At 49.6% G+C, this 13,458-nt stretch carries 12 protein-coding genes; 7 read left to right on the top strand and 5 right to left on the bottom strand.

All coding sequences use genetic code 11. The annotated features are described in order from the left end of the window. Positions 1 to 22: 22 nt before the first annotated feature. From nirD to ACO6V5_RS09505, 3 genes are read left to right on the top strand one after another with little or no spacing between them, the layout of a single operon-like run. Positions 23 to 397 (top strand): nitrite reductase small subunit NirD, encoded by a 375-nt coding sequence (gene nirD, locus ACO6V5_RS09515; protein WP_422133291.1) that lies wholly within the window; start codon positions 23 to 25, stop codon positions 395 to 397. 1 nt (position 398) lies between these two features. Then, on the top strand, positions 399 to 1,664 hold the full coding sequence (locus ACO6V5_RS09510; RefSeq protein ID WP_422410726.1) for an NAD(P)/FAD-dependent oxidoreductase: 1,266 nt from the start codon (positions 399 to 401) through the stop codon (positions 1,662 to 1,664). A 27-nt stretch (positions 1,665 to 1,691) separates the two neighbouring features. Next, positions 1,692 to 4,379 carry a molybdopterin-dependent oxidoreductase gene (locus ACO6V5_RS09505; RefSeq protein WP_422410724.1) on the top strand — a complete coding sequence of 896 codons (2,688 nt, stop codon included), beginning with the start codon at positions 1,692 to 1,694 and terminating at the stop codon, positions 4,377 to 4,379. 94 nt (positions 4,380 to 4,473) lie between these two features. Here the strand turns inward: ACO6V5_RS09505 and ddpX are convergent, their stop codons facing one another. The 5 genes from ddpX to gltA form a co-directional block, all read right to left on the bottom strand. Then, positions 4,474 to 5,040: a D-alanyl-D-alanine dipeptidase gene (gene ddpX / locus ACO6V5_RS09500; RefSeq protein ID WP_422410722.1), complete on the bottom strand. Its 567-nt coding sequence runs from the start codon at positions 5,038 to 5,040 to the stop codon at positions 4,474 to 4,476. A 62-nt stretch (positions 5,041 to 5,102) separates the two neighbouring features. Then, positions 5,103 to 6,116, bottom strand: a complete 1,014-nt coding sequence (locus ACO6V5_RS09495; RefSeq protein WP_422133295.1) for a PTS fructose transporter subunit EIIC — start codon at positions 6,114 to 6,116, stop codon at positions 5,103 to 5,105. Positions 6,117 to 6,299: 183 nt separating this feature from the next. After that, positions 6,300 to 6,923 (bottom strand): HAD family hydrolase, encoded by a 624-nt coding sequence (locus tag ACO6V5_RS09490; RefSeq protein ID WP_422133296.1) that lies wholly within the window; start codon positions 6,921 to 6,923, stop codon positions 6,300 to 6,302. Between the two features lie 53 nt (positions 6,924 to 6,976). Continuing rightward, positions 6,977 to 7,699 (bottom strand): TerC family protein, encoded by a 723-nt coding sequence (locus ACO6V5_RS09485; RefSeq protein WP_422133297.1) that lies wholly within the window; start codon positions 7,697 to 7,699, stop codon positions 6,977 to 6,979. A 313-nt stretch (positions 7,700 to 8,012) separates the two neighbouring features. After that, positions 8,013 to 9,296 carry a citrate synthase gene (gene gltA / locus ACO6V5_RS09480; RefSeq protein WP_422410733.1) on the bottom strand — a complete coding sequence of 428 codons (1,284 nt, stop codon included), beginning with the start codon at positions 9,294 to 9,296 and terminating at the stop codon, positions 8,013 to 8,015. 440 nt (positions 9,297 to 9,736) lie between these two features. Between gltA and sdhC the strand changes: the two genes are divergently transcribed. The 4 genes from sdhC to ACO6V5_RS09460 are packed head-to-tail and all read left to right on the top strand — an operon-like array spanning position 9,737 to position 12,987. Next, positions 9,737 to 10,111 (top strand): succinate dehydrogenase, cytochrome b556 subunit, encoded by a 375-nt coding sequence (gene sdhC / locus ACO6V5_RS09475; protein ID WP_422133298.1) that lies wholly within the window; start codon positions 9,737 to 9,739, stop codon positions 10,109 to 10,111. After that, complete coding sequence (gene sdhD, locus ACO6V5_RS09470; RefSeq protein WP_422133299.1) at positions 10,105 to 10,473, top strand: succinate dehydrogenase, hydrophobic membrane anchor protein; 369 nt, start codon at positions 10,105 to 10,107, stop codon at positions 10,471 to 10,473. Before sdhC ends, sdhD begins: the two co-directional genes overlap by 7 nt. Before the next feature lie 3 nt (positions 10,474 to 10,476). After that, positions 10,477 to 12,249, top strand: coding sequence for a succinate dehydrogenase flavoprotein subunit (gene sdhA / locus ACO6V5_RS09465; RefSeq protein ID WP_422133300.1), 1,773 nt, complete (start codon positions 10,477 to 10,479; stop codon positions 12,247 to 12,249). A 15-nt stretch (positions 12,250 to 12,264) separates the two neighbouring features. After that, positions 12,265 to 12,987 (top strand): succinate dehydrogenase iron-sulfur subunit, encoded by a 723-nt coding sequence (locus ACO6V5_RS09460; RefSeq protein WP_422133301.1) that lies wholly within the window; start codon positions 12,265 to 12,267, stop codon positions 12,985 to 12,987. Positions 12,988 to 13,458: the final 471 nt, after the last annotated feature.

The raw sequence follows: 13,458 nt of genomic DNA, 5'->3' as shown, positions 1-13,458 counted from the left end.
TGAAAAACAGGAGACTTTAATCATGACTCAAGTGCTCACAGCCAGTACAGCCAATAAAGGTTGGACAACCGTTTGCAGTGAAAGTGATCTTATTCCTAACCTGGGTGTTTGTGCTCTGGTGGATGGTGTGCAGGTTGCGTTGTTTAAAGTAGACGACCAAGTATATGCATTGGATAATTATGATCCATTCAGTCAGGCCAATGTTATCTCTCGTGGTCTGGTAGGTGATCTGGAAGGGCGTCTGGTAGTGGCATCGCCCATTTACAAGCAGCACTTTGATTTGACTACGGGTCAGTGTCTGGAAGATGAGAGCGTGGCGCTGAATGCTTATCCCGTAGAAGTGGTGGACCAGAGGGTTCAGGTCTCACTGGTATCGGTTTCCATTGAGGCAGCCTGATATGACAGCGGTATTCAAGGCGGCTGACGTTAGTCGTCAACCGCCATTGCAGCGGAAGCTGCTGGTGGTGGGAAATGGCATGGGCTCAGTCCGTTTTCTGGAAAAGCTGGTTGAGCAGAGCGGTCATCAATATCAGGTCACCGTCCTATCTGAAGAACCCTGCCCGGGCTATAACCGAATCCAGTTATCCAAACTGTTGGCAGGCAGCGTCGATCTCCGGGGGATTCAGCTGCAGCCTGAGTCCTGGTATCAGGATCAGGATATCAATCTGTTATCGGGCTGTGACTATCGGGTTAGTGATCTCAATCTTGAGTTGAAGCGAGTCGAGACAGAGGGTGGTCAATGTTTTGATTATGATCATCTGGTCCTGGCGACGGGATCTCTACCCAATCGTATTCCCGTACCTGGGGCCGACCTGGAAGGCGTTATGGCTTTCAGGAATCTCGATGATGTTGAGCAGATGCTGACCGCTTCATCCGGTCCTGAGGCAAAGGCTGTGGTGATTGGTGGCGGACTTCTGGGGCTTGAATGTGCCAGTGGTCTTGCCAGACGGGGCATGAAAGTCACCGTGGTGGATACCATGTCCATTCCCATGGCCCGACAACTGGATGAAAAGGCCGGTAAGCTTTTGCAAGGAGCACTGGAAGAAAAGGGCATTGAGTTTCGTTGCAGTGCCATGCTCGATTCCTACACGGGCAAAAATGGTAAAGTGACTGGCGTGCAGCTGAAAGATGGCGAGTGGTTGCAGGCTTCGCTGGTGGTCGTCACTGCAGGGGTTCGGCCCAATATAGAACTGATCAGGGAAACCGGGCTGGAGTGTGACAGAGGTATTCTGGTGAATGACAGAATGCAAACTTCTGACCCTTCAGTAACGGCAATTGGTGAGTGTGTTCAGTTGAATAGTGACCTGTTTGGGCTTGTGGCGCCGGTTTATGGGCACGCTCAAGTGGCCGTGCATCGCCTGTTGGGTACCTCGGGAGAGCGGTTTGAGCCGGTTCCGATTCCTACCAGTCTGAAAGTTGACGGTATTGATCTGTTTTCCAGTGGACAGTTTGTTGCGCAAGAGAGTGATGAAGAGATCATCATTGATGCTGCAGGGGTTGGCATCTACCGAAAACTGGTGATCCGTGATAATAAGTTGATGGGGGCTTTGCTCTTTGGAGATGCTTCCGATGGTCTCTGGTATCAGGAATTGATGGAAACAGGACGGGATATTTCAGATATTCGCGACCGACTTGTTTTCGGCAAACGTTATCTGAATTCCTAGGAAACTATTAATAAAGGAAGTATGTCTATGTCTGGCAGCATCGATATCTGCAATAACCAGCAACAAGTCATCCATACGACGTGTGCCTATTGCGGTGTTGGCTGTGGTATCAAGGCGACGGTCACCAATAAAGATTTGCATCTTGTAGATATAGAAGGCCGCAAAGATCACCCCGCTAATTTCGGGCGCCTTTGTTCAAAAGGCAGCGCTCTTGGGGAAACGGTTTCTCTGGAAAATAGACTGCTAACGCCTTTTATAGGTGAACAGAGAGTCAGCTGGGATTTTGCTCTGGATGAAGTCGCTGAGCGACTGAAAGCCACAATAGAAGAGTACGGGCCTGAAGCGGTGGCTTTATACGGCTCTGGTCAATTACTGACAGAAGATTACTATGTGGCCAACAAACTAATGAAGGGTTTTATTGGTTCCAGCAATATGGACACCAACTCACGCCTCTGCATGGCTTCTACGGTAGCAGGTCAGAAGAGATCACTGGGTTCCGATACGGTTCCCGGCAGCTACGAAGATCTTGAATTGGCCGATATGATTGTTCTGGTCGGAGCCAATACGGCCTGGTGTCACCCGGTATTATTCCAGAGAATAAGAGCTGCAAAAGAGCAGCGTCCGGACATGAAGGTGGTTGTTATTGACCCCCGTGCCACTGACACCTGTGATATTGCAGACCTGCATCTTCCGCTGAAATCAGGCACGGACACCGCTCTCTTTAATAAGTTATTCAGTTATCTCGATAAGCACAATAAGCTGGATCAGTCGTACATTGATCAGCACACCCAAGGTTTTAATGAGGCTCTGAAAGCCGCCAGAAAAATAGGAAGCTTTTCAGAGGTCGCTGAACTTTGCGGGATTGAAAAACCTGCACTCAAGCAATTTTGTGAGTGGTTTGCCGGGACCGATAAAGTTGTCACGGCCTGGTCTCAGGGTGTGAACCAGTCGGTTGCTGGCACCGATAAAGTCAATGCCATTATCAACTGTCACCTGATTACGGGTCGTATTGGTAAGCCGGGATCTGGACCCTTGTCGCTTACAGGTCAGCCTAACGCAATGGGAGGGCGAGAGGTTGGAGGTCTGGCCAATCAGCTGGCTGCCCACATGGATTTTTCAAACACAGACGATGTAGATCGGGTCAGACGGTTTTGGAAGGCGCCGAATATTGCCACTGTGCCGGGTAAAACAGCTGTCGATTTGTTTAATGCCATGGATAAGGGCGACATTAAGTTTGTCTGGATTATGGGCACCAACCCTGTAGTCAGTATGCCTGATGCCAATAAGGTTATCAGTGCGCTGAAAAAGTGTCCGACGGTTGTCGTGTCTGATTGTATTGGGAAAACAGACACCTCTGAGTTTGCCCATATTCGTCTGCCAGCGGCCGGCTGGAGTGAAAAGGATGGTACGGTCACAAACTCGGAGCGAAGAATTTCCAGACAAAGGGCCCTTTTTGATCTTTCCGGAGACTCTAAACCTGACTGGTGGATTATTTCAAAAGTGGCAGAGAAAATGGGTTTTGGTGACGCCTTTGATTATCAGAGGGCTGCTGATATTTTCCGCGAGCATGCGGCTCTTTCAGCTTTTGAAAATAATTCTGAGGGTCGTAGAAGAGATTTTAATATTGGTGCTCTGGCAGCTATCTCAGATGCAGAATACGAAGCGCTTGAGCCATTTCAGTGGCCACTGGTTTCAGGGCAGACGTCTCATCCACATACAAGATTGTTTGCTGAGGGTGGTTTCTTCACTGAAACAGGTCGTGCAACTATTGTTTCGACGAAGTTTGAGGTCTCCTACCATCAGCCCAATGCTGATTACCCGCTGTTGCTGAATACCGGCAGGGTTCGTGATCATTGGCACACTATGACACGCACCGCACTCTCTCCCAGGTTGAGTCAGCATATTGATGAGCCTTTCCTGGAAGTTCATCCTGCAGATGCTCAAAAATATGGGCTGGTTGATCAGGCATTGTGCCGATTGTCCACAGCCTTTGATTCCATTTTGATCAGAGTGGTTGTGACATCTACAGTAGGTAAGGGTAATGTTTTTATGCCCATGCACTGGACACGTCAGAACAGCAAGACCGGGCATTGTGGTGTGCTGGTGAAGCCTGCGGTAGACCCCTGGTCAAAACAACCGGGCTGTAAACACACTCCTGCAAGGATTGAGGCTGTATCTCTGAAACAACAGGCTGTGTTACTGAGTCGCAAAAAACAGGATTTTGAGCCATTTGATTATGCGACAGAGGTGAAATTCCAGCAGGGATTCCGATATGAGCTGGCAGGTCAGGGCATTGATTCTTCCGTGCTGGAATCTATCGGCCCTGAGAGGGAAAGAATTGATTACACCGATCCGAAGACAGGCAGCGCCCGTAGCGCCTGGTTTGCTCTCGGCCAGCTACAGGCTCTTCTTATTATCGGTGAGTCATTGTCAGACTGTGATCGTGCATGGCTACAGGCTGCCTTTGAAAAAGAGGATATTCCTTTTTCGGAGCGCTGGCGTTTACTGGCAGGTATGCCACCTCAGGGAGAAGATACCGGCAAAGTAGTGTGTGCCTGTTTTGGTGTGGGGGAGAAAACCATTTGTCGTGTGATTGAAGAGGAAGGCTTCAGTGATCCTGCTCAGGTGGGCCTGTCTCTGAAAGCCGGAACAAACTGTGGCTCCTGTATTCCTGAGATTCGCAAATTGATCACCAGTGCGGCAGCACTGGCATAGACACACACTTCATTCATTCTGAGTTTTCGTCGAAGAGCGACCCGCACTTCGACAAGCTCAGCGTGAACAGTGTGAAGTAGAACCCCTAGCTGAACTAAATAATACCTGAGCCGATTTCACTTTCTTCTAATATCGGATACAGGTCGGCATCAGGCAATTGATAATGCCACCATTCGTTTTGTAAAGAGTCGAATCCAGCGACATTCATGGCACCTGCCAGTATTAACCGGTTTTTCTGTGCGAGCTCGGAAATCTGGTCATTGCCATGGTGAGCCAGAGGACGAAAGTCGTCAAACTCGGTACCCATTTCCAGTGTCCGCCCAAACCGATCAACCAGCGTGAGATCGATAGCTATTCCTCTGCAGTGGGTTCGCAAACCGGTTTTCGGGTGAGATACATATTCAGGGTCTGGTGCACAGTTAAAGAGTTCTTGCTGGGCTTCCAGGGGGCGAAAGGCATCCCATATTTTTAATTTGAGCCCCATGGGTTGAAGAACTTCAATGACGTTTTGCAATTTGTTGGCGGCTTCTTCGTGCATCAGGCAGAGAGGTTTTTTATAAACCTGCTTACCGGTGAAGTTGTTCTCGGTGGCGTAGACTATCTCGAGAACAAGGTCGTGACTTTGCGGCGTGACTTCAACCAATGGATGCGAGTTCTTCATATGTTGATCTAACCTTCAGGCATTTTTAATTCAGGGTAAAGGTAATTATCGTCGACAGGTTCTTAAAGTTCTGGTTTTACAGGTTTTAACAGGTTGACAGCCAGAGCTGTTACCAGTGCGCCTGCGATAGTGGCCAGAATGTACCAGGAGCGACCGTCGACAACCGGTAGAACGATCCAGCCTCCCCAGGGAGCGTAGTTGATAACTTCGGCCATGAAACCTATAACATTGCCTGTAATACCTCCCAGAACAATGGCGGGTATGACCCGTATCGGGTCAGCAACAGCGAAGGGGATTGCCCCTTCTGATATACCTATCATACCCATGGCCAGAGCGGCCTTGCCAGCCTCTCGCTCTTCAGCAGTGTATTTGCCGGGTGACAGCAGAGTGGCCAGCCACATACCCAGTGGCGGGGTGCATATGGCGACGCCGACACCGCCCATAAGGTAGGGGTGGTTCTTTACCTGAGTCTGAGCAAACAGGGTAGCGACTTTATTAATTGGGCCGCCCATGTCAAAAGCGGTCATTCCTCCAAGAATGACCCCCAATGAAACCTTCGATAATCCCTGAAGACTATGCAACCAATCGTTGAGGTGACTCATCATATTGGCGATGGGTTGTCCAATCACCCAAATCACCAGAGCGGAGGTCAGAAAAGTACCTGCCAGAGGGTAGACAAAGATGGTAGCAACAGGTTGTATGTTCGATGAGAAGGGGATTCTCTTGAGGGCATTGACGATATAGCCCGCGATAAGCCCGACAATCATAGCCCCCAGAAAACCGCATCCAAACTGAGCTGCCAGCCATGCTCCGATCATGCCAGGTGCCAGGCCGGGGCGGTTGGCAATAGACCAGGCTATGTAGCCTCCCAGAACCGGGATGAAGAGGGTAAAACCAGCGACTCCCATCTCCCACACATCTTTGAGAAAACCGGATTCGGGCGGGGCTCCCTTGCCATGAAACATGACAGACACCGATAGGAGCACTCCGCCAGCTACCACGAAGGGAATCATGTGGCTGGTGCCTGTGAGTAGATGGGATCTGAGCTTAATGAATTCTGCTTTCACGCTATTCATTAATATCACCCGTTTTAGTCATTGATGCCCTTTGAGGTATCTGGGTAGAAGAATCTCCGGGGCAGGCCAACAGGCACAAGGATCCCGGAGACTGGCTGCTTTTAATCCCGAATAAATTCCGTGAGAAGTGGCCAGGGAAGCCATATCTGAAACAGTTGAGCCTCATAGGGGTCTGTCCGGGCTTTAAATGTGAAAGCTGAAGTCTAGCAGCTCAGACGGATTGTCAAGTATGAAAGCGGGCTTCGCGTCTTCAAGAGTTTTACGGTTATGCCACCCCCAGCTGACTGCAACGGGAACAGCGCCAGCTTCTCGAGCTTCATGCAGGTCTCCTGAGGTGTCGCTAACGAAATAACAGGGCTGATCCGGGTGCTGTTTCATCACTGTTCGGATTTTGTCCGTTTTGATAAAGCTCTGTTCCATACCCATTATTCCCCTGAAACACCGGATATTCTGATTATTCAGGAAATGCTCTGCAGCTTGGGTAAAATTGGAGGTGATCAGGTACAGAGGGAAGTGTTGGCCAAGGTGCTGCAAGCTCTCACTGACATCAGGAATAGAGCGGCAGTTTTTCATGAACTCCAGGTGGGCAAGTCGTGCATGATTCATAAGAGCGTGTTGCACTTTGTCTCCGGCGACTTGCTGGCTTAGCTTTTTAAAAAAATTGCCTTCAAAAAGGGCGAGAACTTGCTCTTCTGTGGCCAGGTCTTCTGCGTCCAGTTTGATCAAAACTTCTGACCAGAAAGAGAAGAAGGGTTGCCAGGAGTCGGCAATCACGCCACCCATATCAAACAGAATCGGACAGGACATAACAGCTCCAGTGATAAGAGGGTGTTGCTCAATTGTTTGAGAATACTCCAATGCTACTTGTTTGTCGCAGACTGTCTCGATCGCAAACGGGTGTTGAGCATCTCGACGGCCATAGAAAAGGCCATGGCAAAGTAGATGTAGCCTTTTGGAATATGAAAGTCGAGACCTTCTCCCATAAGGGAGACTCCCACCAGAATCAAAAAGGAGAGCGCCAGCATTTTGAAGGTAGGATGATTGCTGACAAACTCTCCGATAGGGGCTGCAGCAAACATCATGATGCCTACCGAAATAACAATGGCGGTGATCATGACCCAGAGGTGTTCTGCCAGTCCCACTGCTGTAATGACTGAATCCAGGGAGAAAACAATATCGATGAGAGCAATCTGGATCAGGGTTATAACATACCCTCGTGGTTTAAGGTGAGATCCTTCATCTTCGCCGGGCTCAATAGAATCGTGAATCTCGTGAGTGGCTTTAATCAGCAGGAAGAGCCCGCCTCCGAGAAGAATCAGGTCGCGGCCGGATAGGGCATGATTGAACAGATGGAATAGAGGGGCAGTGAGACTCATGATCCAGGTAATGGAGAGCAACAGGGCGATCCTTGTGAACATGGCCAGTAACAGCCCGAGTCTGCGGGCGCTGTTGCGTTGGTGTGCAGGCATTTTGTCGACAACGATCGTAATAAAAATGATGTTGTCGATGCCCAGAATAATCTCCAGAAGGGTCAGTGTTGCCAGAGCTATCCAGGGCTCCGGGGTCAGAAAAAGTTCAGTCATTGTTTCTATCGTATTCGCTCTATCGTATTAGCCGTTCTTGCCGGGATGCTCTTCCCTGAGCTACTCGTTAATAATATCGGTTAAAAATAGACGAGGCTGATAGCTGTGAAGAATGTTTTGACCCCCGGAAGTCTGAAAGGTTGTTCTGTCGGTGTTGTAAGCAATCAGCTCGAGGCGTTGTTTTTGGCCGCTTTCGAGAAAATGCAGGTCACGTTGCGAAGATGATGAAAGTGGGCAAAAAAGTCTGAGGCAGAAGGGAGGGCTGAAAGCCAATAAGACTTCGGCTTTCAGCAGGTAACGGGTATAGCAGTGATTAGCGATCGGAAACCGGGATAAAGTCTCTGGAAGTCTCGCCGGTGTAGAGCTGACGCGGACGACCAATGCGGTATTCACCACTGATCATTTCATGCCAGTGAGCGATCCAGCCCGGAGTACGACCGGTTGCGAAGATTACTGTGAACATCTCTGTTGGAATGCCCAGGGCTTTCAGGATAATGCCGGAGTAAAAGTCTACGTTCGGGTACAGCTTTTTCTCGACGAAGTATTCGTCTTCCAGTGCTATCTTTTCCAGGCGCTTGGCGATCTTGAACAGTGGATCGTCTTCCAGGCCTAGTTCACTCAGAACTTCGTCACAGGTCTGCTTCATAACCTTGGCACGTGGGTCAAAGTTTTTGTAGACTCGATGGCCAAAGCCCATCAGGCGGAAGGGATCATTCTTGTCCTTGGCGCGATCAATGAATTCATCGATGTGTTTCTCATCACCAATTTGGTTCAGCATCACCAGCACTGCTTCGTTGGCACCACCGTGAGCCGGTCCCCAGAGAGCTGCGATACCAGCAGCAATACAGGCGAATGGGTTGGCACCACTGGAGCCTGCCAGACGAACAGTCGAAGTTGATGCGTTCTGTTCGTGATCAGCATGCAGCAGGAAGATGCGGTCCATGGCGCGTGCCAGTACAGGATTAACCTCGTACTCTTCACAGGGAGTAGCAAACATCATGTGCAGGAAATTGCCGCCGTAACCCAGGTCATTGCGCGGGTAAACGAATGGCTGGCCGATGGAGTATTTGTAGGTCATGGCTGCCAGCGTAGGCATTTTGGAAATCAGGCGATAGGCGCAGATTTCACGGTGACGTTCGTTGGTGATGTCCAGTGAATCGTGATAGAAGGCAGAGAGAGCACCTACTACACCGCACATCACGGCCATGGGGTGAGCGTCACGACGGAAACCGGAGAATAGATCCACCATTTGTTCATGTATCATGGTATGACGCATGATGGTGTCTTCAAAATGCTTCTTCTCTTTGCTGTTAGGAAGTTCGCCATAAATCAGCAGGTAGCAGGTTTCCAGGTAGTCAGAGTGCTCAGCAAGCTGCTCAATCGGGTAGCCACGGTGCAGTAGCACGCCCTTCTCACCATCTATGTAAGTGATCTTTGACTCGCAGGAAGCGGTAGATACAAAACCAAGGTCGTATGTGAACAGACCATTGGCAGTCAGGCTGCGAACATCAACAACATCTGGGCCCAGGGACCCCGTATGTACAGGAAGTTCCAGTTGTTTGCCGTCAATCGAGAGGGTTGCTTTCTTTTCAGCCATCATAGGCTCCTGTCTTGCCGTTTATTCTGTCGTTATCGTCTTCTCGGACCCATAATTATTATGCGTACAGAATAAGTTTTTTTGGTTGGGGCCCTTTACGGTTCGACCACTATAGGGCCAGAAATTTGTTTGTCAAACCTGTGTATCTGTGAAAAAGTCTGCGCAATAAGTTCAGAGGTCTATAGTAAATTTGCCTAGAGTGTTAATCAATTGTAATTGAAAACCGAACTGTTTATACTCCTCAGCCGAAGTCGTGGAGGACTTCATTAGGGGGGTGAGAAAAGAACGTTAACATGAATTAACGCGGCTTCTTAACCTGCATTCAGGGTAGCCTGTTCAGGCAAGCCTGATAAAAAGAGGGTATGAACCCGAGTGGGTCGTAGTCTCTGGATATTGTTGCTGATTCAGCTGTGCACGCCTCGGGCGTTGGGACAAAAAACGTGAATAGCAAAAGACCTGTCAATCTAGACATAACCACAATTAAACTACCTCTGCCAGCGTATACCTCGATCCTGCACAGGATTTCGGGAATATTGCTGTTTGTTGGGGTGGGTTTCCTGCTCTATGCACTGGATCTGTCGCTGTCTTCAGAGCAGTCCTTTGCCGAACTGAAAGCGCTCATGTCGGGTGGCCTGGTCAAATTTATTGTCTGGGTGTTGCTTTCCGGGCTGATCTACCACTTTGTTGCCGGTGTCAAGCATTTGTTAATGGATATCGGTATTGGTGAAGGTAAGGAGTCAGGTAAGGCTGGTGCGATCGTCACCATTGTTTTATCAGCTGTACTGATTGTGCTCGCGGGGGTGTGGTTGTGGTAACAAATATTACCAACTTGTCCCGAAGTGGACTCTACGACTGGATGCTGCAGAGGTTGTCTGCCATCATTCTGGCTGCTTACACGTTGTTTTTAGGCGGCTATGTTCTTATAAATCCTGGTCTGGATTTTCAGCAATGGAACGGACTGTTCGAGCAGACCTGGATGAAGGTATTTACCTTGCTCGCCATTCTTTCCATTGCTGCCCACGCCTGGGTGGGTATGTGGACCATTGCCACTGACTACCTGAATGCTCGTGCACTTGGGAACAAGTCTGTTCTGATTCGTTTCCCCTTCCAGCTGATCTGTTTTGTAGCAGTATTCAGTTACATTGTCTGGGGCATTCAAATTCTCTGGGGGAATTGATCTATGACAGCTCTTCGCACACTGACTTACGACGCCATCGTAATCGGCGGCGGTGGCGCTGGCATGCGCGCTGCACTGCAACTGACTCAGGCCGGTATTAAAACGGCCTGTGTGACCAAAGTGTTTCCAACTCGCTCTCATACTGTATCTGCCCAGGGTGGTATTACCTGTGCTATTGCCAGTGCAGATCCTCAGGATGACTGGCGCTGGCATATGTTCGATACCGTAAAAGGTTCGGACTATATCGGTGACCAGGATGCAATCGAGTATATGTGTTCAGTAGGTCCCCAGGCTGTGTTTGAACTGGAGCATATGGGGTTGCCTTTTTCTCGTACTGAAGAAGGGCGTATCTACCAGCGACCATTCGGTGGTCAATCCAAAGAATTCGGTAAGGGTGGTCAGGCTGCTCGAACCTGTGCGGCTGCTGACCGCACAGGGCACGCTCTTCTACATACTCTGTATCAGGCCAACCTGAAAGGTGGTACTACATTTCTGAACGAATGGTACGCCGTAGATCTGGTGAAGAATCAGAATGGTCAGGTGGCCGGTGTTATTGCGATTTGCATGGAAACAGGCGAAACCGTTTATGTTAAATCCAAAGCAACTGTTATGGCTACCGGCGGTGCTGGACGTATCTATGCTTCCACCACTAACGCCCTGATCAATACCGGTGACGGTATTGGTATGGCTCTGCGTGCTGGCTACCCAATGCAGGATATGGAAATGTGGCAGTTCCACCCAACCGGTATTCACGGTGCGGGGGTTCTGGTGACTGAGGGTTGTCGTGGTGAAGGTGGTTACCTGATCAACAGTGAAGGTGAGCGTTTTATGGAGCGTTATGCGCCCAATGCCAAAGATCTGGCTGGCCGTGACGTAGTAGCTCGCTCCATGATTCTCGAAATTCTGGAAGGACGTGGCTGTGGACCGGATAAGGACCACGTGCTGCTGAAACTTGATCATCTGGGTGAAGAAACTCTGAATCTGCGTCTGCCAGGTATCTGTGAACTGTCCAAGACCTTCGCTCATGCTGATCCGGTTAAAGTGCCTGTTCCGGTCGTTCCAACCTGTCACTATATGATGGGTGGTATTCCTACCAATGTGGGTGGGCAGGCTCTGTTTCCGGATGCTGAAGGTAACGATAAAGTTGTAGAAGGTCTCTATGCCTGCGGTGAAGCTGCATGTGTATCTGTTCACGGTGCTAACCGTCTGGGTGGTAACTCTCTCCTGGATCTGGTCGTGTTTGGTCGTGCAGCAGGTATCCAGATCGAGAAAAACCTGAGAGAGGGTTTCGATGGTGTTGATGCTTCTGACAGTGATGTTGAAGCGGCCATGTCCCGTCTGGATCGGCTGAACAAGTCCGGTAGCGGTGAAAAGGTTGCCGACGTCCGTAAGGATTTGCAAAACACTATGCAGCTCTACTTCGGTGTATTCCGTGAAGGCGATAGTATGCAGGAAGGTCTGAAGAAGCTGAATGAGTTGGGTGAGCGTCTGAAAAATACTCACCTCGAAGACAAGAGTCAGGCATTTAATACAGCCCGCATTGAAGCTCTTGAACTCGAGAATCTCTATGAAGTAGCTTATGCTACTGCGGTTTCTGCCGAAGAGCGTAAGGAGTCTCGTGGTGCTCACGCCCGGAACGACTTTACCGAGCGTGATGATGAAAACTGGTTGGCACATTCCGTGTATTTTCCGGCTGAGAAACGGGTCGGCAAGCGTCAGGTCAACTTTGCTCCTAAAACCATGGACGCTTTTCCACCGAAAGCCAGAACCTACTGAGGAGGAGGCAGGAATATGTTGGGTAGTTCATTAAGTGTCAGTGTCTATCGCTACAATCCGGAGACTGACTCCAAACCTTACATGAAAGACATTGAGGTGGATATTCCTGAAGGCAAAGACCTGATGGTGCTCGATGTCTTAAACCTGATCAAGGAAAAAGACGAAACCTTAGTGTATCGTCGCTCCTGTCGTGAAGGTGTTTGCGGTTCCGATGGTATGAGCATTAATGGTACTAATGGTCTGGCTTGCGTAACATCTTTGTCGGAAGCCATGGGTAGCAAGAAGAAGTTGATTTTGCGTCCCTTGCCTGGACTGCCGGTCATCCGTGACTTGATCGTGGACATGAGTCTTTTCTATAAGCAGTACGAAAAGATCAAGCCCTTCTTGATCAATGAAGAGCCTGCACCGGCCATAGAGCGTCTGCAGAGTCCTGAAGATCGTGAGAAGCTGGATGGCCTGTATGAGTGTATTCTCTGTGCATGCTGCTCCACAGCCTGTCCATCTTTCTGGTGGAATCCCGACAAGTTTGTTGGTCCATCCGGCCTGCTGCAGGCCTATCGTTTTCTGGCTGACAGCCGTGATACTGCGACTCAGGAACGACTCGCGGAACTGGATGATCCGTTCAGCGTTTTCCGTTGCCGTGGTATCATGAACTGTGTGGCTGTGTGTCCAAAAGGCCTGAATCCAACCAAGGCAATTGGTCATATTAAACAGATGCTGTTTGATAGTGCATCCTGATCGGTCACTCTAAAAGGCGGCCTTAAGCGATTAAGCAGACAACAGGGGGGCTCTTTTATTGCTGCACAAGAGACTCCCTGGAAGAGGAAGTTGTCGGAGAACTCGATTTTAGATCAATTTGAGGGTGGTCCGATTACATGAAATGTGCGAATGTTATGTGAGCGTACGTTTTTTCTATCAGCAGTATCTACACTGGTTTTCAAAACTAATTTTCAACATAAAGGGTCTGAGGCTGACGCCAGAATTCTGGAGGAGCTGACGATCCAAAGAGAATTTCTGGCTATGGTCCCACTGTCGCACGAATTAAGTGGAACTGTAGTTTATTCTAAGCCTGACTGACTACTGACTCTCCAAACCAATGAAGGGCAGGTCAGGCAGGTTTTATCAGCGGGACGGCCGGTCAATCACCGGTCTATCTGTGGAGTTTGAATAAGCGGGGGAGGCGAAAGCCCCGGTTTTCAGCGCTCTGCC

It is taken from the genome of Endozoicomonas sp. ALD068 (assembly GCF_049310145.1).
Taxonomy (GTDB): Bacteria; Pseudomonadota; Gammaproteobacteria; order Pseudomonadales; family Endozoicomonadaceae; genus Endozoicomonas_A.
Note: the sequence above shows the minus strand (reverse complement) of the source record. Positions and strands in the feature narration are given on the sequence as shown.